Raw genomic sequence first — 20,619 nt, 5'->3', positions numbered from 1 at the left:
ATCGGGAGCTCTCCAGCGATAACAGAAGCGGCCAACTCACGAATTCTCTAGACCGGCGCGGGCTCCAATCGCCAACCGGCGGCCCGCGACCGCTCGTTCCAGAAGTCGGCATAGCGGCCGCCGAGCGCCAAAAGTTCGGAGTGCGTACCACGTTCGACGATCCGGCCACCATCCAGGAACAGGATCTGATCGGCATGCGCGATGGTTGCCAGCCGATGCGCGACGACGATTACCGTTTTATCCCTGGTGAGTTCGTGTATCCCGCGCACGACGACCGCCTCGCTGTGCGGATCCAACGCACTGGTCGCCTCGTCGAGCAGCACGATCGGCGCATCCTCGAGCAGTGCGCGGGCGATCGAAACCCGTTGCCGCTCACCACCGGACAATGTCGCACCGCCCTCGCCGACCGCCGTGTCATAGCCGTCGGACAGCCGCTCGACGATCTCGTCCACCCTGGCCGCCTCGGCCGCGCGCCACAGTTCGGCGTCGGTGGCGTCGGGGCGGCCGATCCGAATATTGTCCGCAACCGACTGATTGAACAGATACACGTTCTGGAAAACGAGCGAAAGCTGATTCAGCAGTGTCTCCGACGGCTGCTCGCGCACATCGTGCTCGCCGACGATTACGCGTCCAGCCCCGACATCGTAGAACCGCGCGACGAGCCGCAGCAGCGTCGTCTTACCCGCTCCGCTCGGCCCGACGATCGCGGTGGTGCTCCCAGCAGGCACCTCGAAGCTCAGCTCCGACAGCACCGGTTCACCCGGCCGGTAGCCGAAGCAGACATTGTCGAAGACAACCGACGGCGCACCCGGTGTCACCGACGCCTTCGCCTCGGGCAGTACAGGTTCGGCGAGCAGTCCGGTGACCCGGTCGGCGGCCGCGGCGGCCGACCGCAGCGCATTGCCCAGCTGCGCGGCCTGATTCAGCGGTTCGATGAACCTGGAGCTCACCGCGATGAGGGCGATAGCGGCCGCTGCCGATACGGCGCCGTCGGTAACCCGGCCCACCGCAATATAGACCAGCACCAGGAACACGGCCTGCACGAACAGTGCGAATACGATCAGCCCCGGCACCGATGCGAACATCAATCGGATGATCGCCGAACGTTGTTGTGCCAGGGCGCTATCGAGTGCTCGGTTACCGGGCCCGACCGCGCCGAAGGCGCGCAACACCGGCTGCGCCTGCGCGAATTCGACCACCCGCGAATCGGCTTCGGTCGCCGTCTCGTGCATCCGCGCGTCGGAGCTGGTGTACGCGCGATTGGCCAGTCCATTGACCACGAACAACACCGGCGCGGCGAGCAGCATGGCCAGCGAGATCCGCCAATCGATGAACAGCATGCCGACCGCGACACCGAGCGGAACCACAATGCTGGTCAGCACCTTGGTCAGCAGATACGCGATCAGGCCCTGGATCTCACGCACATTCTCGACCACGATCCGCGACAGCGGCCCAGCGCTGTGCGTCTCGAACCAGCCGAGCGGCAAGGCATTCAGATGGTCGCCGAGTCTGGACTGCAGCCCGCGCTGCATACCGACGCCGATGCGCAGACCGATTACGGCCTGCAGATATCCGAAAACAACGACCCCGGCGACCGCGACCAACATCCACAGCGCCCAGAACCAGGCGCGGCCGAGATCGTTGTCGAACAATGCCTCCAGCACCGGCACCAACAGCAGATACGCCACAGCCTGACTCAGCGCCTGAGCGATGATGGCCGCCAACAGTTTCGGCCTCAGGTGCGCGAACTCCGCCGGAATCAGCGCGAGCACCTTGCGAATCATCGTGTCACCTCGACATTTTCGACCAGCGCGAGCGCGCCGATAGCCGCCTCGTTTATTTCCCAGAGCCGCTGATAGGTACCGCCCGCTTCGCGCAGACCGTGGTGATCCCCCTGTTCGACCAGGGATCCGTTCTCCAGCACGAGAATCCGATCGACACCGGTGATTGTGTGCAGCCGGTGTGCGATTACGAGCACTGTCCGACCCGCGACCAGCACCGCGAGCCCATCCTGAACCGCCGCCTCGGATTCCGGATCGGCGAAGGCGGTCGCTTCATCGAGCACCAGCACCGGAGTATCAGCCAAAAGCGCGCGGGCGATCGAAAGTCGTTGTGCCTCACCGCCCGACAGCGTCGCATCGACACCGATCTCGGAGTCGTAACCGCGCGGCAGCGCCAGGATGCGATCGTGGATCTGGGCCGCCCGCGCCACCTGCTCCAGCGCGGCATCATCGGCATCGGGACGGGCCAGCCGCAGGTTCTCGCGAATGCTGCCGCGGATCAAGCGCACATCCTGGAAGACGAATCCGACGGTGCGATAAAGCTCCTCGCTCGAAAAGTCGCGAATATCGCGGCCCGCAATGGTGATTCGCCCGGCACCGACGTCGTAGAAGCGCGGCAGCAGCTTCGCGAGCGTCGACTTACCCGACCCGCTCGGCCCAACCAGCGCGGTAATGGTGCCCGGTCGCAGCTCGAGGTCGATCTCGCGCAGCACCTGGTGACCCGCGCGATATCCGAAACTCACGCCCTCGAACCGCACCACGCCTACCTGCTCCGGATCGGGCGCCGATGTCGTCTCGGGCACAGTCAATTCGGGTGTCTGCTGCAGTTCGTGCAGTCGCACAGCGGCCGCACCGGCGGCCCGCAACGCCTGAGAGCCGTACCCTAGACCGAGCAGCGCACTACCCAGGCCGAGGCCGACGAGCAAGAACGGCAATATATCCAGCGGCGCGACCCAATCCAGTCCCACCGCGGCGAGCCCGGCGATCACCACGACCAGCATCACGAATACCGGCATGACCACGATGTCGGAGGCCGACTGAATGCGAATGATCGGCATCTTCAACCGATTCAGGCTGTCGGCTTGGCCGTCCACCGCCTCCTGAAATACCGTGTGCGCCCGGCCCGCTTGCCCGAACGCCCGCACCACCTGGATGCCGTCGACGAATTCGATGGCGGCGTCCTGGGTTCGGCGTTCCCAGCGGGTATAGACGGCCATGCGATCGCGGCCGTCCTGGTCCATCATCCGGCTGAACAACACCAGGTAGGCGATCAGTGGAATCAGCAGTGCCACCGTGAGTCGCCACTCGACGCTGACGAGATAGCCGAGCGTGACCAGCGGCACGGTGAGCGCGCCGACGAACTCGAGCCGCGCATGCGCGACCAGATAGTGCAGCGCCTCGACATCGTCCTGCAGATATTTCTTCACCTCGCCGGAGGACCGTTCACCGAACCAGCCCAGTGGCACCCTGGTCAGCTTGGCCGCCAACAACCTACGCAACGTCAGCTGGTATCCGGCATCGACCAGATGCGACCAGGTCAGCGCAGCCGCCTGCAGCAAGCCCCGCGCGATGAGCACAACCACGGCGATCAGCAGCAGTCGCCACACCCGATCGGTATCCACCTGGTCGGTGAGCAGCTCCCGGCAGGCCGCCACGATCAACACGAACGGCACGACGGTGCCGACCGAGGCAATGGCCACGAGGATGCTTGCGAGCGTCAACGTCGCGCGCACTGGCGCGAGGATCTCCTTGCGGGCCGCGGCTTCCTGCTGCTTTCGCGCCTTCAGCACCGCCTTCGGCGGCCGGTTTCCGGTTTTCTCCACCCTCATCTGCCTTGCCCCTCTCACCGACCCTCGTGCCGCAACGGCACCCATCTTCACACAAGATGAGCCGAGAAAGTAGGTTAGGCTAAGTTATCTACTGGCCGTTTCAGCCGAGGTCACGGTGCTTGCTACCGCGACACCGGCCCCTTGTCCGAGCAGCAGGCGCACCGGGCGATGCAGGTGCACCTGTATTGCAGTGTGGACAGCTGCAAGGTCCGCCGCCGCGCCGGACAGACGCTGGTCGAATCCCGACGAATGGTGCTGGACCGAGAAATACGCCGAGGGACTCGCATCGCTTTCGATGACCGAGGAACAATTCCACGCCGAATATTCGGTCACGGTGCGCGTCACGCCGGATCGGCTGCGCGGATTCTGAGCCCGACCCGGCCGTGAGCTGGGCATTCGTCGCCGACTAAGGTCATCGGTGATGAGAAGGAGGCAGCAGCCGCCGTTGCCCAAGCGGCACGGCCTGGATCCGGCCCGGCTCCGCCTACCGGAGCAGGGCGATTGGGCGACCATTCGCGACCATTTGGTCGACCGGCAGCCTCGCGTCCCCGCCGCGCGCATAGATGAGCTGCTGGATGCGGGCGGGATCGTCGACCTATCCGGTCCGATCGCGCCGGATGCGCCGTATGTGCCGGGCGGCGCGGTCTGGTTCCATCGCGACCTACCCGATGAGACCGAAGTGCCGTTCGATATCCCGATCGTCTACCGCGACGACGCTCTGCTCGTCGTCGACAAGCCGCATTTCCTGGCCACGATTCCCCGTGGCCAGCACATCCTGCAGACGGCGTTGGTGCGGCTACGTCGCGAACTCGACCTACCCGATCTGATTCCGGCGCACCGGCTCGACCGCGTCACGGCGGGGCTGGTGCTCTTCGTGGTCGATCCGGCCCGGCGCGGGGCATATCAGACGATGTTCCACAAGCGCACGGTGCGCAAGGAGTACGAGGCCATCGCCGCATTCGATCCGGAGCTGACGCTGCCGCGCACGGTGCGCAGCCGGATCATCAAGGAGAAGCAGGTGCTCGCCGCCCAGGAAGTAGCGGGTGAGCCCAATGCGGAGACCTGGATCGAGTTGCTGGAGCAGCGCGACGGCCTAGGTCGCTATCGGCTACGGCCACTGACCGGGCGCACCCATCAGCTGCGACTACATATGAACGGACTCGGCATTCCGATCCTCGGCGACGACTTCTATCCGGCAATCACCGAAAAATCTGTGCACGACTTCACTCGGCCATTGCAATTGCTGGCCACATCACTCGAATTCACCGACCCGATCAGCGGCGCCCCGCGCCGGTTCGACAGCGCTCGAACGCTGCAGGCATGGGCGGATCCGCAAGGGTGGCGGGTCGGTATTAACGCCGCCGGTGCGTAACGCGAAACAGGGTACGACCATGTTGATGACGCGAACCCCCGAAGCCGACCACCGCGCACCGCTTGCCGGCATCCGTAGACTGGGCCGGGTGCTTCAACCGGACCTCGACGAAGCGGCACCGCCCCGCCACAAATTGCACGCCTATCTGGACGTGGCCGTTGTGGTGGCCGTCCTGGCCGGCACCAATCTGATCGCCCACTTCACCACCGCATGGGCGAGCATCCTCACCGTTCCGATCGCCGCCGTCGTCCTGCTCGCACTCATGCGCCGACGCGGACTCGGCTGGTCCGAACTCGGATTAGCACCGCGACACTGGCGGCGCAGCACACTCTGGGCACTCGGTGCCGTCGGTCTGGTGCTCGCGGTCGTCGCGATCGGGGCGTTGCTACCAATCACCCGGCCGTTCTTCCTCGCCGACCGCTACGCCACCATCTCCGGCGCACTCATCGCATCGATGATCGTCATCCCGCTGCAGACCGCGATCCCGGAAGAGCTGGCCTTCCGCGGTGTCCTGCACGGCACGCTCGACCGCGTCTACGGCGCCCGCGGTGTCTTCGCGGCGGGCTCGCTGCTTTTCGGCCTCTGGCATATCGCCTCCTCGCTGGGCCTTACCACCAGCAACCGAGGCCTGACCGGGGTCGTCGGCGGCGGTCCGGCGGGCCAGATCATCGGCATCCTGCTCGCCGTCCTCGCCACGGCTGCCGCGGGCGTCGTCTTCACCTGGCTGCGCCGCCGCAGCGGCAGCCTGCTCGCCCCGATCGCGCTGCACTGGTCTGTCAACGGAGCAGGCGCACTGGCGGCCGCGATCGTCTGGCATACGACGCTGACCTGAGCTCGCCGATTGGCGCGGCGATGACCGGAGAGGGGAGCGGATCCAGCGTGTCCGAGGTTGCGCGCTCGGCTCGCTCTGAACATCGGCGAGCTCCGATACGTGGGCCGATCGATCGTTGGTCGCCGAGTCTGGCGAGGAAGTTTTCCGCGGACAGGATCTCGCGATTCGCGCATTTGTTCGAGTTTCGGGGTAGCGAGCATTGACCTCTGGCGGGTAGCGGTTTAATCTCGGTGCGATCACACATATGTTCGAGCATGTAGGTCTGCGTCGGTATGCACCTGCTTCTGGGAAGGCTCGCGATGCGCGACAAACAGTCGACCGGTAGGTCCGAGATCGCCGCATTGGCCGAGCGGGTCGCGAACGCGCGGGGTCGGTTGCCGCTGCAGGAGGATGCGGCGCTGGTTCAGGCGTTATCGGATGACGAGATCGACGCCGAACAGCAACTCGCGCAGTGGGTTCGGGCACAGCGAAGGGGCCAGCGCAAGCGGGCCGTCCAGGATGAACTCGCGGCGGAGAAGCGTACTCGGCGAACCATGTCCGCCATCCAACGCGCCGACGATGCGGATGCGCGCTGGCATCGGCGGGCGCTCGCGGCGCGGCGGCGGGTCTCGAATCAGGATGCGCGCCTTGCCCAGTTGTACCGCCGGGCCGAATGGTCCTCGCGCGCATTGATCGCTGTCGTCGTGCTCGGCATGGTGTGGGCCGGGGTGAATGTCCAGCACAATCTGGTGCCCAGCGGGAATATGGCAGATCCGCTGTACTGGTTGAGCTATGGCATCGAGGCGATGATCTCGATCCCGATCATCACCATCATGGTGGCCGCGACGACGGCCGCCCGCTGGGGCCGCGAACTCGATCGAGGCAAGGTCGTCTTCTTCGAAACCGCGCTGCTCGGTACGACCATCGCACTCAATGCGGGCCCGCATCTGGCCGCCGGATCCTTCGGTCAGGCCGCCGAATACGCGATCGCCCCGGTTATGGTCGGCGTCGTCATCTGGTTGCACGCCTGGGTTTCCGCACGATACGCCCTGCTCATCGACAGCGTTCCGATGGTCGAGGACGAACCCGACCTGCCGCCGCGGCATCGGGTCACCACCGAACGTGGAGCGCCCATCGACACCTTCCGCGACGAACCCGCCGACCGTCGAGAACTACTCGCCGCCAAGGGTTTCGATCCCCTACTCGACCAGGCAGGTGTCCGCTTCCCGGTCGACATGGATACCCACGTCGCCGAGGCAGCGATGCGCGCCGCGCAACCCGACACGGTCCCCGTCTCGCGCCTCGATTGCACCGAAACCCTGGTGTACCACGCCCAGAGCACCCGCTCGACCAACGGCCGTTTCACCCAACAGATTCCGAGCGAGGACTACCGATCCGGTCACGCGATGCGTGGGTCGGATTCGATCCACGACACCGCACGCAACGTTGCCGACGCCGATGGCACAAGGCCCGCGCATCCATCGTCCTCTGCCACGAACCCCTTCGGCGAAAATCCATTTCACGCCGCCGACGTCGATCAGCGCATTGCACCTGATGGCACCGCAAACGTCAGTCAACGCTCGCCGCATGCCACTGTGCGTGTCGAGTCAGCGATGGCGCAGGTGAACACTCGCGACACGCACACAGCTGTCGCCCCAACCGTGTCCTTTCCTCAGACTGCTTCTACGGCTGCCGGCGAGCACATAGCTGCCGGTGCCACCGGATTCGAGCCCGATACCGCGCCTGCGACCGCTGCCGATGAGCGCACGACTGCCGCTGGCACAGGCTTCGTGCCACGGACGGCTGCGCCGGGTGCCGCCAGCACCCGCGACGAACACACCACCGTTGCCGCCACCGGATACGAGGCGGACAACGCGTCAAGGACAGCTGCCGATCATCGCGCGACCTTCGCTAGCACGGGCTCCACGCCACGGACCGCAGCGGCGAACGCCGCCAGCGCCCGCGACGAACACACGGACGTTGCAACCGGATTCGTCGCGCAGAACGTCGCCGATGAGCGCACGGCTTTCACTGCCGCAGGCTTCGCCCCTCGGGCCGCTGCACCGAATGCGGCCCGCGCCCACGATGAGCACACCACTGCCACAGCCGGATTCGATCCCCAGACTGCGGTGACTTCGCCCGGCGAGAACACAGCTCTCACTGCCCAAGGTTTCCGGGACCATACTGCTGCACCGAGTGCGGTCAGCACCCGCGATGAACACATCTCAGTTGCCGACATCGGTACCACGTCCGCGACAACTGGTTCCACTCGCGTCGAGACCGCGGGTTCCGCTACAAGCGGCGACAGTGCCCGGACGGCACCTGCGGCCGCTGATCACGCGGCTTTTCCCGCCACAGGCATCGACCTCCGAACTGCGACGACGGCTGATATCGGCGCTTCCGATGAGCGCACGGCCCCAGGCACCGGAGACTTCGAGCAGGATGGCACCACCACAGCTTCCGTTCGCGACGAACGCCCCACTCGCGACGCGAGTGCGACTTCTGTTGTCGGCGAGGTCGAATCGCAGAAGGCCTCGGCACGCCACGCAGCACAGTCGCAGCTGAGCATCTTCGATACGGCCGCTGTCGAGCCTGCGGTGCAATCCAGTGACGACACCGCCCACACACCACGCCGCCGCGCACAGCCCGACACGAGTCGCGTCACGGTTTCTCACAACGCAACCACAGCGGGCACGGGCACGGGCACGGGCACGGGCACGGGCACGGGCACGGGCACGGGCACGGGCACGGAAGCTGATGCTCCCCGGCCCGCGAAGTCAAGCACTCGCACCGAAACTCCCACGCGCACAGCCGCAGCCGCCGAAACCCAGCGTGCTCCTCGCAGTTCCGCGACATCCACCCCGGCCGAACGAGTGACCCGGGCAATGGAGGGTCACCGCTCGCGCGCGGACGACACCGTAACCGATCACAAGGATCAGACCGCAGAATCCGAAGCCGAGGGCAGGCAACTCGTTCCGGATGACGCACCTCGTCGCACCACCAGTGAGGTGATCAGCGAAGTCGTGCAATCACTTTCGGCCGAGAACCTGCTGACCGAAAACCTCGGCTCCGAAAGCGACGATGTCGAGGTGTGGTCGGTCGCCCGTGCGATCGCGGGCCGCGGCCTTTCGGTCATCCCCGTCGAACAACTCGCCGAAATCCTCATGCTCGCCGACCAATCCTGGACCCCAACCAGCATCGGCGCGGAAGTCGGCCTCTCCCGCACGGCCATCGCCCAGGTCCTCGAATTCGCCAGACGAGTCCGCCGCCCCTACGCCATCAGCAGCTAGAGCTTGTCTCCCAACAGGTCAAGGGCATCGGATGGTCGCGTGGCGGGCTGAACACCAAGACTCATGTCGGGGTCGACGGGCACGGCCTGCCGCTGCCGCTCGTGGTCACCGGTGGATTGCCGAAGTGACGTGCTGTACCACGGTTGCCATTTTGCGAACCTGGGTCCAGAACCGTTTCAGCGGTGCGTATTTCGGGCCGTGTTGGTCTTCGTAGATGTCGCCATTCTGCACGATCATCCCGCGCACGCGTTCCGGCGCCGAGATCGCCAACCGCAGCCCGAACTGAGAACCGTAGTCGTGCAGGTAGATCACATATTCGGACAGCTCGAGCACTTCAGTGAAGCGGCGCAGGAATTCCGAATATCCGTCGAAGGTATACGCAAAATCCTCCGGAGCGTCGCTGTAGCCGAAGCCGGGCAGGTCGGGCGCGAGCGTGCGCCAGCGATCGACCAGCGCGGGCATCAGATTGCGGAACCCGAACGAGGACGACGGGTATCCGTGCGGCAGCAGCACTACCGGCCCGTCGGACGGGCCCGCCTCGCGGTAAAACGTTTCGATGCCGTCGATCGTGATCCAGCGATGCCGGGTTGTATCCATTCGGTGCCCCTCCTCAGGTGTAGCTCCGTGCCGAACCATCCCGCGCCCCGAGGAGTGGTCTCGTTCTGTCCGCGTACCCCGATCGCGCGCCCACTCACCTTCAGACCGAGGGTGACCTCCGTGCCCGCCAATTCCCTGACGCGAGGGCATCGATGATCATGTGGCGGCTACTCCCGCGCGCGAGCGCATTCGGGGAACCGGTTTCTCAACGCCTGGTCGAAAACTTGCGCCCGCTCCAGTGACTCCCGCGCATAAGAACTGCGCGCGTGACAGGTATCAGGCCATCAGCGTCGCGGCTGTGGTCGCCGCGCCGTCGAGCAAACAGCTAGCGTTCGGAACGATCTGGATCGGCAGCAGCTGCGCGGCGTTCGGTGCTCCCTACTCTCGCATTACCGCGCCGCTGCGGCCAAGCAACAACAGCGCCAACAATGCAGTGCTGATGGCGATAGCGCGATAGCAGCGCCACGTCAGCGCGATAGCAGCGTCAGCGCGGCGGCAGGGCGAGGACAGCAGAAGGCCTTCGATCCCCGCTCGCGCATACCCAGTGACTACCTCGCATAGGTTGCGACGTAGTGAGGTAGTCACTGGGTATGCGACAACTAGGCATCGAGGACAACGAGAAAGGCCGTCCGACTTGGATATCCCGGGTCGGACGGCCTTATCACTCAGCGGCAGAACTACCGGCGTTCCCCGGTAGAGGGGGCCCTAGTTGTAGTACGTATCCGAGTACGCGTACTGATCCGAGCGCGGGTCCTGCGACTTTCCTTCGGACGCCCCGGTCGAAGCCCGGTCCCCATGTCCCGGCCACCAGGCCCGGTGACCGATCAGCGCCGTCACCGCTGGGGTGAAGAACATCGCCATGACGAATGCGGCGATCGCGATGCCCACCGAGATCGCGAAGCCCATCTGCGACAGCACGTTATTGCCAGCGAGCATCATCGAGGCGAAGGTGCCCGCCAGGATCACACCAGCGGCGGCGACCGTCGGGCCGGTGTGCCGAATCGCGAGGGCCGCAGCCTGTTTCGGCTCGTTTCCGGCCCGCGCCTCCTCACGCAACCGAGCGACCATCAGAATGTTGTAGTCGGTACCGAGGGCAACCACGAACAGGTACATGATCACCGGCAAGTGGAAGATCAGTCCGGAATTGCCCTGGAAGTGCTGGAACACCAGCACTGCGGCACCGAGCGTCGCGGCGAAGCCGAGGAAGACCGAGGCCATCAGGTATAACGGCGCCACCAGACTGCGCAGCAGCAGCGCCAGCACGATCATAATGAGAATCGCCGCCACCGGGAACACGATCTTGTAGTCGTGGACCATCGCATCCTGGAAGTCGACATACACCGACGTGATGCCACCCACTGCGGCGGTAGTGCCTGCGGGTGCCACCGAATGCGCGGCATTACGCAGCGGATCACGCACCGTATCGAGCGCGGCATCCGATTCGGGCGCACCATTGAGGGTCACCTGAAAGTCGGCGGCCAGTCGATCGCTCGATACTGTCGGCGTCGCAACCTGATTCACGCCCGGCACGGCGGCGAGTACGGCACGGTAGGTGGTGAGCTGTTCATCGTCGAGCGGTGCGCCGGTGTCCGAACGCAACAGCACCTCGGACGGCTGGGTCGCCCCGGCGGGCATGCCCTTGAGCAATTCCTTGTTGTAGACCGTCGATTCGGCGGAATCCGAGGTTGAGCCCGAACTCAGATCGAATGTCGGATGGAAGCCGAACGCCAACACACCGAGGGCTACCAGCAGCCCACCGGATACCGCCGCGAATGCACCGGGCCGCCGACCCATCGCCGCGCCGATCGCGCTGAAGCGCGCACCCTTCGGCTCCTGCTGCCACGCCTTGGACGGCCAGAACACCTTGGTGCCCAACAGCGAAACCACGGCAGGCACGAGCGTGAGTCCGGCCACCAGCGCCACCGCGACCGCGATCGCCAGCGCCGGACCGAGCGCACGGAACATGCCGAGCGTCGACAGGACCAACGCCATGAATGCGATGATGACCGCACCCGCCGCCGAGGTGATCGCCTCGCCGACCTTGGTGACCGCACTGACCATCGCGGTCTTCGGATCCTCTCCGGCGCGCAGTCGCTCCCGGTACCGGAACATCAGGAACAGGATGTAATCGGTGCCGACGCCGAATAGCACCACCAGCAGAATGGAATTCACCGAACTGTCGACCTCGAGGTCGAAGGCCTTGCTGACCATGGCGATCAGACCGCCGACGGTGCCGGAGATCGCGCCGATCACGACAATCGGCAGCAGCGCGATGACCGGACTGCGGAAGATGATCAGCAGCAGCACCAGAATCAGCACCACCGTCGCGATACCGATTATGGCCATACCCTTTTCGCCGGATTCGGTCTGATCCAGCATCTGCGCCGCCTGACCGGTGACGCCTGCCTTCAGATCCGTCCCCCGCACCTGATCGCGCAATGCGTCCCGCAGTTTCTCGACCGCATCGGTCTGCGTCGTATCGCCCGCATTGGTCACCTTCGTCATCTGCACGGCGGCGACCTGCACCAGACGGTTCTCCGAGACCACAGCGGCCTGGATGCCGATGACATCCTTGATTCTGTCGCCGTTGAGCTTCGATGCGATCGCCGTCACGCTCGCCGAATCGGCCTCGGATAGCGGTGCGCCGTCCGACCGAACGAAGACAAGTAGCGCCGCGGGTGCCTGCTGCTGCGGAAATGCCCGCTGCTGCAATTGCATCGCCTGAATCGACTCGTAATGCGATGGCAGGAATTCGGATTGGTCGGTGGTCGATTTCAGTTGCGGCGCCGAGGCCACCACCGCGATCACGATGAACAGCCAGAGACCGATCACCTTCCACGGGTTGTGCACAACGATCGCGCCCAGTCGAGCGAACATGTGGGAGAAGTCCTTTCGAGGTCCGAACGAGCGGGCTGGTCTCAGATGTCGAGTTCGTCGATCTTCGGACTCGCCGCGGTGTCGACGAGTTCGCGGTAGATGCGGGCCGGAATCCGTCCGGCGAGTTCCTCGACCGAATCGACGATGTCCACCGTGTAGTCGCCCCAGGTCTGGTCGTCGACATCGAAGATCTCGCGCCAGTTCTTCAGCTCCTTGGCCCAGTTCGTGATGGCGAAATCCATCCAGTCGGCCTGCTGCCGGTGCACCACGTATTTGCCCTTGCGGCTCAGGTAGACCCGGATCACCGCGATGCCCGCCTTGGTGAATTCCCTTGCCTCACCGAGCTTTCGCCCGACGAAACGCTGGCTGCGCAGGCCGCCGGGACCGGTTTTGAGCAGCACATCGCGCATATCCGATGCGCTCTTATCGATATCGACCGGTGTATGCGGATTCGCGTTCATAATTCCCCGTCTCATAAATAGATATGCAATAAAGCATGAGATCGACGCCAGCGGACCCGATTCGGTCCGCCGCGATGACTTGATCTGATGTTTTCGGGTTGCCTCGAGCAGGCTCGTCAGCTTCTGTCGGAAATCACTATAAGTAGATGTATACGTATAACGCAAGCCCTCGGATCGGCCGACTTCAGCAAATCCCGACGGGCCGCCCTTCCCGCTCAACGTTCCGCACTACCTTGACCAGCAACGCCAGCCCGATCCCGAGTCCGAGTCCGAGTACCGCGGCCAGCGCGAATCCGGCCGGGAATCCGCCCGCGTCGATGGCGACGCCACAGAGGGAACTGCCGATGCCGTTGCCGAACGTCATCGCGGCGGCGTGCCAGCCGATCGCCTCGCCGCGCCCGCCCTCGGGGACGATCCGGCTCAACTGGTCGATAGATGCGACAAGTGTTGGCGCACATAGCGCTCCGGCGAGGAGCCCGGCCACGCCGAGCGATAGCGGACCGACGGCGAAGCACATCGGAATGGTGGCGACGCCGAGTCCAGCGAGCAGCACATACGTCGAAATGGATCGGCGCAGCGCGCCGTACACGAGACCACCGACGAGCGAACCGAAACCCCAGACCGCCATGACCCCACCGAGCCATTGCTGCGCGCCGAACTCGCGAATAGCCGAGACGAAGGTCAATTCCGAACCCGCGAGCACCGCGATCGCCACACCCGCGCCGACGCACAGCGCGACGAACTCCAGCCGGAACCATTCGCGCCGCGGTACCGCCGCGACCTCGGCCTTGTCATGCCCACCCTGCTCAGCGGAGCGCAGCGGCGGATCGCGCACCCACAGAAAGACTCCCGCGAAGACCAGCGCCATCTGCATCGCGAACAGGGTCAGCGTCGTCGACCATACGGTCGCGGCGGCAACGCCGAGCACCGGTCCCACCATGAATGCCGTCTCCACCGACACCGACTCCAGCGCCAGCGCCGGTTGGCGGGTCTGTTCGCTGGTCGCCGCGATCACGGCCTGCCGCACCACCGTGAAGATCGGAATATCGAAAAGCCCTGCGATCGCCGCGAGCACCAACAGCGCCGCGTACCCGACGAACGGCGCGATCGACCAGCACACCGCTCCGACCACGATCGAGGGCAGGATCGTGCGCCGCAACCCGAACCGATCCAGCATCCGCCCGCGCCAGGGCCCACTCGCCGCAACACACAGCGTGACAATCGAGCTCAGCGCCCCCGCCTGTCCATACGACCCGTGCAATGTCTGCACGACATGCAGTGCGAGCACTACCGACCCGGCGAACACCGGAATCCGAACCAGCACCCCCAGCAGCAGCACATTGCGCAACGCCGAGTTCGCCAGCACCTCCCGATAGGATCGCACGCGACCGAGCGTCGCACGCCTGTCCACCACCACGCCACCGATTAATCCCACGAGCCGAGCTACGCGCCCCCGCCATGTGACAGGCAGCTCTCGAACTATTCAGCAGGTCGCTTCAACCGAAGTACGGATCCGTCGAGATTCCGCCCAGCGAGTGAATCTTTTCCGCCTCGGATATCGATCGCGAGCACCCGCTCGAGGCTAGTGCCCGAGTCCAGATAGCTTCTGAGGCAACTGAGATCCGTCGAGCGCAGTCATATGGCGTTGCCTGCGGGGCGTGCCGCGCCGCGTTTCGACCGCGCTCGACGAAAGCCGGAACTGATAGCGCGGCAACCTATCTGGACGGGCACTGGTTCAGGTCGATCACTATCGATCGCGAGCACCCTCTCGAGGCTAGTGCCCGAGTCCAGATAGCTTCTGAGGCAACTGAGATCCGTCGAGCGCAGTCATATGGCGTTGCCTGCGGGGCGTGCCGCGCCGCGTTTCGACCGCGCTCGGCGAATGAGCCGGAAGTGATAGCGCGGCAACCTATCTGGACGTGGCATTAGTCAGGTCGGTCACTGTGGGGCGGGCGCGCCGTGTTCGAGGTAGGCGGTGCGGCTCGTGGAATGCGCGATATGCGCTTGGCGTAGTCGGCGAGCGAGTCGCGGAATGAGATAGTCATCGAGTTTCGACAATGACACCCAGGCCCACTGGTCGAGTTCGGTCTCCTGCAGCGTGATGGCTTGCTCATCGGATCCGAGCTCGCCGCAATCGAAAATGTAGAGAATTTTGTCGCCGTCGGTTTCGGTAGGCGCCCAATCGTGAACAAGCAATTGCTTTGGGCCACGGTCGATTCCGAGTTCTTCGCGAATCTCGCGACGACAGGCCGCGCCTGGCGACTCCCCCGGCTCCACATAACCGCCGGGTATATCCCAACCACTGCCGTACGTCTTGTGCACCAAGAAAAGCTCGTCGCCGCGCACGAAAAGCGCTCCCGCCGCCAGCCGTGCGCGCGCAAAATGATTGTCTTCGTCGGTCATTGGTTCACCTCACGACGTGCATTCGTTGGGCCAAGGCTTGCAAAACGAACGAAGGACTGCCGTGCGCATTGCGCATCCAGGTGAGTACGAGTTGTCGACTGAGGTAATGGTGGCGAACTTGTTCCGGTGCCGCCCGCTCGGCGTCGAGTAGAGCCGATACCGAATCCTGTTGACGGCCAGCCAGATTGAATGCGCGAGCAAGTTCGAGTTGGTGCCGAATCCGGCGCTCCACCGGGAGGGCGGAGGTATCCAGCCCGGGACCCAACCGAAGCGCGATCTGCACATCGCCGAGTTCCATCGCGGTATTGACTCGATGGATCGCGACATTGGTGGGTCCGAATGCCGTCCACAGGCAGTTGCGATCACCACCTAATTTCCTCGCAGCCTCATCCGCCTCGGCCAGGAACACCTGCACAGTGTCGCGACGATTGCTACGCGCGGCTGCCATCGAGCCGACAAGAAGCAATGTTCCGTATACCGACAACATGTCGTCGCGGCCCGCACCGAGATACGGCCGCAAGTACTCCGCTCCGGCTTCGACCAGATCGACAGCGGGTTGCACCCGGCCCGTCGACATGACCGTAAAGGCGACAGATCGCATCAGGGAACCGACGATGGCGAGATCATCGGTCCGCTGCGCCGCCACGAGACCCCGTTCGGCGGCGTTCCAAGCCAAATCCGTTTCACCGAGTTTGGTCAAAACAGAGGCCGCGACCTGATAGCACAGCGCCAACAGCCGAAACCCCTGTGCTTCCCCATCTCGCCGGGCGACGGTCAGAGCAGCAGACAACAGGCTGGGCAATCGACCCGCGACGAATGCGAACTTGGCATCCTGGTACGCATCGAAGACACCACAAAGCTCTAGTTCGAGGGTCGGCAGCTGCAATGCGTCCGGATCACGATCGGGCGGCATCAGTTCGGGCATCAAATGGCTGTAGTCCATCAACGCGGCCCGGAGTGCGGGAATAGTCGAGGTCCCACTGTCGATGGTCCACTCCAACAGGCTCGGATCACCGATCAGGTCGCCCAGCGAAACATCCAATGCGTCTGCGAGTAGGCGGATTACCGACAAACGGTCCAGTGGAATCCGATTGTTTTCGACCTTGCTCATCCAATCGTCTGTCCGCCCGACAAGTCCGGCTAGCACGTCTTGGGACATACCGCGACGCCGTCGGTACCAAGACACCCGCTCACCGATAGTGAGGTTCTGGGACATTCCGCGCACAACACAATCTTCCGACTCGGCTGGGCAACGATCCCGGAAAGATATTCCGGGCATACAGCTGATCTGGCCTCAGGCTACTTGCAAACCAACGACATCAGTGCCGAACGGGACAAGGCCACCGTGGACACCGAGGGACTCGAGAACGTCGTCGATTGGGCGGACTACTACCGCCAACAGTTTCATCTCCCCGCCGAGGAACGTGGCGGTTACGTCATGTTGCCGGTGACGAACCATTTGGGCATCGTCCACATACCCAAGCTATTGGCCGAAAAAGTCCGGATTTCATTGCTACGGCAGGGCACTCTCGGCCCACTGCTGGCGCGGCAGATTCGCTGGACTTTCGTGGCGGCCGTGGACTACGCCCCCGGCCGTCAAGTCCTGGAACTGCTGGCGCGCAAAAACATTTGTGTGCCCGTGGTCGGCAGCGCGCTGATGATCCCGACCAGCCTCGGACGCTGGACCCGTGAGGGCGCGCACTGGATCAATCCACCGGACCGCGACCAATCGATGCCGATGCTTTCGACCGTCATCAGCACTACGCTGGCAGCAATTTCGGATCGAAGCGACCGACCGGCTTCATCGTGGACCGGGTGAATAATCCGAACCGCTGAGGAGATATGAAAAAGGCCCGCTTCCCAAGAAATGGGAAGCGGGCCTTCGCTTTTCCGCCGGAAAGACTTACTTGGCCTTCTCCAGGACCTCGACCAACCGCCAGTGCTTGGTGGCCGACAGCGGGCGGGTCTCCATCAGCTGGACGCGGTCGCCGACACCGGCGATCTCGTTCTCGTCATGCGCCTTCACCTTGGTGGTGGAGCGAATGATCTTGCCGTAGAGCTTGTGCCGCGTGCGGTCTTCCAGCTCGACCACGATGGTCTTGTTCATCTTGTCCGAGACCACGTAGCCGATGCGGACCTTGCGGGTGCCGCGCTTGACCTCGGGGGTCACTTTCTCTTCACTCATGCCGCATCTCCCTTGCCAGCGGGTGCCGAGGCCAGGCCGAGCTCACGCTCGCGCATGACCGTGTAGATGCGCGCGATCTCGTGACGCACGACGCGCAGGCGACGGTTGTTGTCCAACTGACCCGTCGCCATCTGGAAGCGCAGATTGAACAGCTCTTCCTTCGACTCGCGCAGGCGGGCGACGAGCTCCTCTTCGTTGAGCTCGCGGAGCTCTGCGGCCGGTGTACCGGTAGCCATCAGAACTGCTCCTCCCTGGTCACGATCCTGCACTTCATGGGGAGCTTGTGCATCGCGCGGCGCAGGGCCTCACGAGCGGTCTCCTCGTTGGGGTAACTCATTTCGAACATCACGCGTCCGGGCTTGACGTTCGCGACCCACCACTCCGGCGAGCCCTTACCGGAACCCATGCGGGTTTCGGCCGGCTTCTTGGTGAGCGGGCGATCCGGGTAGATGTTGATCCAGATCTTGCCGCCACGCTTGATGTGGCGGGTCATCGCGATACGCGCGGACTCGATCTGCCGGTTGGTGACGTAGGCGGGCTCGAGAGCCTGGATGCCGAATTCACCGAACGCGACCGAAGTGCCGCCCTTGGCCATGCCGCTGCGGCTCGGGTGATGCTGCTTCCGGTGCTTGACCTTCCGTGGCATCAACATGCGTCAGCCCTCCTGTGTTTCTGCCGGGGCGTCGGCAACCGCGGTAGCAGCGCCGGCACGACCGGCCTCGGTGCTGGTCGCGGTGGTGCCTGCGGAACCGGACCGACGCGGGCGGCTCGGCCGCTCCCGACGCTCGCGGCGGTCACCAGCGGCGGGCGCGGCCGCGGCCGTGACCTCACGCTTGCCACCGACGATGTCGCCCTTGTAGATCCAGACCTTCACGCCGATGCGACCGAAGGTGGTCTTGGCCTCGTAGAGGCCGTAGTCGATGTCCGCGCGCAGCGTGTGCAGCGGGACGCGACCCTCACGGTAGAACTCCGAGCGCGACATTTCGGCGCCGCCGAGGCGGCCCGAGCACTGCACACGGATGCCCTTGACGTTCGGCGAACGCATGGCCGACTGGATCGCCTTGCGCATCGCGCGACGGAACGCCACACGGTTGGACAGCTGCTCGGCCACGCCCTGGGCGACGAGCTGCGCATCCGACTCGGGGTTCTTGACCTCGAGGATGTTCAGCTGCACCTGCTTCTTGGTGAGCTTCTCCAGCTCGGCGCGAATGCGATCGGCCTCGGCGCCGCGGCGACCGATGACGATGCCAGGACGCGCGGTGTGGATGTCGACGCGAACCCGGTCACGGGTGCGCTCGATCTCCACCTTGGAGATGCCCGCCCGCTCCATGCCAGTGGCCAGGAGCTTGCGGATGGCGACGTCTTCCTTCACGTAGTCCGCGTATTGCTTGTCCGCGTACCAACGCGACTTCCAGTCGGTGGTGATACCGAGGCGGAAGCCATGGGGGTTGATTTTCTGTCCCATTTACTTTGCCCCTCCCTTCCGGCGGTTACGAGTGGATCCACCGGCGGTGGGCACGCTCTCGACCTCGATGGTGATGTGGCTGGTGCGCTTGCGGATCCGGAACGCGCGGCCCTGGGCTCGCGGCTGGAAACGCTTCATGGTCGCGCCCTCGTCGACGTAGGCGGTCGAGATCACCAGGGTCGACGGATTCAGGCCGAGGTTGTTCTCGGCATTCGCCGCGGCGCTGGCCACGACCTTGGCGACCGGCTCGCTCGCGGCCTGGGGCGCGAACTTCAGGATCGCGAGGGCGTCCTCGACCCGCTTGCCGCGGACCAGGTCCACGACACGGCGAGCCTTCATCGGGGTGACGCGAACGTGCTTGGCGGTCGCGCGCGCAGTCGGATTCTGAGTCTCAGTGGTCATCGCCGCTTGCTCTTCCGATCTTCCTTGACGTGGCTCTTGAACGTCCGGGTGGGCGCGAACTCACCCAGCTTGTGGCCGACCATGGACTCCGAGACGAACACCGGCACATGCTTGCGGCCGTCGTGGACAGCGAAGGTGTGACCGATGAAATCGGGGATGATGGTCGAACGACGGGACCAGGTCTTGATGACCTGCTTGCTGCCCTTTTCGTTCTGAACGTCCACCTTCGCGAGGAGGTGGTCGTCGACGAACGGGCCCTTCTTGAGGCTGCGTGGCATTTCTTACCTCCTCCTTCAGCGCTTCTTGCCGGTCTTGCGACGGCGGACGATGAGCTTGTCGCTCGGACGGTTGGGCTTGCGGGTGCGGCCTTCCGGCTGACCCCACGGCGAGACCGGGTGGCGACCACCGGAGGTCTTGCCTTCACCACCACCATGCGGGTGGTCGACCGGGTTCATCACGACACCACGGACCGTGGGGCGGCGACCCTTCCAGCGCATGCGGCCGGCCTTACCCCAGTTGATGTTCGACTGTTCGGCATTGCCGACCTCGCCGACGGTGGCGCGGCAGCGCACGTCGACGCGACGGATCTCACCGGAGGGCATACGCAGCGTGGCGTAGGGGCCTTCCTTACCGAGCAACTGGATGCTCATGCCGGCGGCACGGGCCATCTTGGCGCCACCACCCGGACGCAGCTCCACGTTGTGGATCGTGGTACCGGTCGGGATGTTGCGCAGCGGCAGGTTGTTGCCCGGCTTGATGTCGGCCGTCGGGCCGGACTCGATCGGGGTGCCCTGCTGGATACCCTTCGGCGCCAGGATGTAGCGCTTCTCGCCGTCCACGTAGTGCAGCAGCGCGATGTTGGCGGTGCGGTTCGGGTCGTACTCGATGTGGGCGACCTTGGCCGGGATGCCGTCCTTGTCCAGGCGACGGAAGTCGATCAGACGGTAGGCACGCTTGTGGCCGCCACCGCGGTGGCGGGTGGTGATGCGACCGTGAGCGTTGCGGCCACCCTTGCTGTGCAGCGGGCGGATCAGCGACTTCTCGGGGGTCGACCGAGTGATCTCAGCGAAGTCCGAGACGCTGGAGCCACGACGGCCCGGCGTAGTCGGCTTGTACTTACGGATTGCCATGAGTTCTTCTCTGCTT

20 protein-coding genes are annotated in these 20,619 nt (G+C 64.6%); 5 read left to right on the top strand and 15 right to left on the bottom strand.

What is annotated here, in order from left to right:
• Positions 1-47: 47 nt before the first annotated feature.
• Together ACQP2U_RS04200 and ACQP2U_RS04195 are read right to left on the bottom strand one after the other, a co-directional pair.
• Positions 48-1,784 carry an ABC transporter ATP-binding protein gene (locus ACQP2U_RS04200; protein WP_433713483.1) on the bottom strand — a complete coding sequence of 579 codons (1,737 nt, stop codon included), beginning with the start codon at positions 1,782-1,784 and terminating at the stop codon, positions 48-50.
• Entirely contained in the window at positions 1,781-3,610 is a 1,830-nt protein-coding gene (locus tag ACQP2U_RS04195; protein ID WP_433713482.1) for an ABC transporter ATP-binding protein, read from the bottom strand. Before ACQP2U_RS04195 ends, ACQP2U_RS04200 begins: the two co-directional genes overlap by 4 nt.
• Positions 3,611-3,800: 190 nt before the next feature.
• Between ACQP2U_RS04195 and ACQP2U_RS04190 the strand changes: the two genes are divergently transcribed.
• The 4 genes from ACQP2U_RS04190 (at position 3,801) to ACQP2U_RS04175 (ending at position 9,083) form a co-directional block, all read left to right on the top strand.
• Complete coding sequence (locus ACQP2U_RS04190) at positions 3,801-3,980, top strand: hypothetical protein (RefSeq protein WP_433713481.1); 180 nt, start codon at positions 3,801-3,803, stop codon at positions 3,978-3,980.
• Between the two features lie 51 nt (positions 3,981-4,031).
• Complete coding sequence (locus tag ACQP2U_RS04185) at positions 4,032-4,982, top strand: RluA family pseudouridine synthase (RefSeq protein WP_433713480.1); 951 nt, start codon at positions 4,032-4,034, stop codon at positions 4,980-4,982.
• A gap of 88 nt (positions 4,983-5,070) precedes the next feature.
• The gene (locus ACQP2U_RS04180) at positions 5,071-5,814 is read left to right on the top strand and encodes a lysostaphin resistance A-like protein (RefSeq protein ID WP_433713479.1); all 744 of its coding nucleotides are present in this window, start codon (positions 5,071-5,073) and stop codon (positions 5,812-5,814) included.
• 299 nt (positions 5,815-6,113) lie between these two features.
• Positions 6,114-9,083: a hypothetical protein gene (locus tag ACQP2U_RS04175; protein ID WP_433713477.1), complete on the top strand. Its 2,970-nt coding sequence runs from the start codon at positions 6,114-6,116 to the stop codon at positions 9,081-9,083.
• 105 nt (positions 9,084-9,188) lie between these two features.
• Here ACQP2U_RS04175 and ACQP2U_RS04170 read toward each other — a convergent pair whose 3' ends face one another.
• From ACQP2U_RS04170 to ACQP2U_RS04145, 6 genes are all read right to left on the bottom strand, one after another.
• The gene (locus ACQP2U_RS04170) at positions 9,189-9,680 is read right to left on the bottom strand and encodes an alpha/beta fold hydrolase (protein ID WP_433713476.1); all 492 of its coding nucleotides are present in this window, start codon (positions 9,678-9,680) and stop codon (positions 9,189-9,191) included.
• Positions 9,681-10,385: 705 nt separating this feature from the next.
• Positions 10,386-12,557, bottom strand: a complete 2,172-nt coding sequence (locus ACQP2U_RS04165; RefSeq protein WP_433713475.1) for an MMPL family transporter — start codon at positions 12,555-12,557, stop codon at positions 10,386-10,388.
• Positions 12,558-12,598: 41 nt separating this feature from the next.
• Positions 12,599-13,018, bottom strand: a complete 420-nt coding sequence (locus ACQP2U_RS04160; RefSeq protein WP_433713474.1) for an EXLDI protein — start codon at positions 13,016-13,018, stop codon at positions 12,599-12,601.
• Positions 13,019-13,202: 184 nt separating this feature from the next.
• Complete coding sequence (locus ACQP2U_RS04155) at positions 13,203-14,402, bottom strand: MFS transporter (RefSeq protein ID WP_433713473.1); 1,200 nt, start codon at positions 14,400-14,402, stop codon at positions 13,203-13,205.
• Positions 14,403-14,956: 554 nt separating this feature from the next.
• Complete coding sequence (locus tag ACQP2U_RS04150; RefSeq protein ID WP_433713471.1) at positions 14,957-15,421, bottom strand: NUDIX domain-containing protein; 465 nt, start codon at positions 15,419-15,421, stop codon at positions 14,957-14,959.
• Between the two features lie 4 nt (positions 15,422-15,425).
• Positions 15,426-16,637 (bottom strand): helix-turn-helix domain-containing protein, encoded by a 1,212-nt coding sequence (locus tag ACQP2U_RS04145; protein WP_433713470.1) that lies wholly within the window; start codon positions 16,635-16,637, stop codon positions 15,426-15,428.
• Positions 16,638-16,724: 87 nt separating this feature from the next.
• Between ACQP2U_RS04145 and ACQP2U_RS04140 the strand changes: the two genes are divergently transcribed.
• The gene (locus ACQP2U_RS04140) at positions 16,725-17,240 is read left to right on the top strand and encodes a hypothetical protein (protein WP_433713469.1); all 516 of its coding nucleotides are present in this window, start codon (positions 16,725-16,727) and stop codon (positions 17,238-17,240) included.
• Between the two features lie 84 nt (positions 17,241-17,324).
• On the opposite strand, the gene rpsQ is transcribed toward ACQP2U_RS04140, so the two are convergent.
• Genes rpsQ through rplB form a run of 7 tightly spaced genes read right to left on the bottom strand, consistent with a single transcriptional unit; the run spans position 17,325 to position 20,603 of the window.
• Positions 17,325-17,606 carry a 30S ribosomal protein S17 gene (rpsQ, locus tag ACQP2U_RS04135; RefSeq protein WP_040686553.1) on the bottom strand — a complete coding sequence of 94 codons (282 nt, stop codon included), beginning with the start codon at positions 17,604-17,606 and terminating at the stop codon, positions 17,325-17,327.
• Positions 17,603-17,842, bottom strand: a complete 240-nt coding sequence (rpmC, locus tag ACQP2U_RS04130; protein WP_040686552.1) for a 50S ribosomal protein L29 — start codon at positions 17,840-17,842, stop codon at positions 17,603-17,605. The genes rpsQ and rpmC overlap by 4 nt, the downstream gene beginning before the upstream one ends.
• A complete protein-coding gene (rplP, locus tag ACQP2U_RS04125) occupies positions 17,842-18,258 on the bottom strand; it encodes a 50S ribosomal protein L16 (RefSeq protein ID WP_433713468.1) in 417 nt (138 codons plus the stop codon). Before rplP ends, rpmC begins: the two co-directional genes overlap by 1 nt.
• Before the next feature lie 3 nt (positions 18,259-18,261).
• On the bottom strand, positions 18,262-19,071 hold the full coding sequence (rpsC, locus tag ACQP2U_RS04120) for a 30S ribosomal protein S3 (protein ID WP_040686551.1): 810 nt from the start codon (positions 19,069-19,071) through the stop codon (positions 18,262-18,264).
• Positions 19,072-19,473, bottom strand: coding sequence for a 50S ribosomal protein L22 (rplV, locus tag ACQP2U_RS04115; protein WP_364355561.1), 402 nt, complete (start codon positions 19,471-19,473; stop codon positions 19,072-19,074). It lies immediately after the preceding gene.
• A complete protein-coding gene (rpsS, locus tag ACQP2U_RS04110; RefSeq protein ID WP_040686549.1) occupies positions 19,470-19,751 on the bottom strand; it encodes a 30S ribosomal protein S19 in 282 nt (93 codons plus the stop codon). Before rpsS ends, rplV begins: the two co-directional genes overlap by 4 nt.
• 15 nt (positions 19,752-19,766) lie before the next feature.
• Entirely contained in the window at positions 19,767-20,603 is an 837-nt protein-coding gene (gene rplB / locus ACQP2U_RS04105; protein WP_433713467.1) for a 50S ribosomal protein L2, read from the bottom strand.
• Between the last annotated feature and the right edge of the window lie 16 nt (positions 20,604-20,619).

This window comes from Nocardia sp. CA-084685 (assembly GCF_050955785.1).
GTDB lineage: Bacteria > Actinomycetota > Actinomycetes > Mycobacteriales > Mycobacteriaceae > Nocardia.
This window is presented reverse-complemented; position numbering and strand designations above follow the sequence as displayed.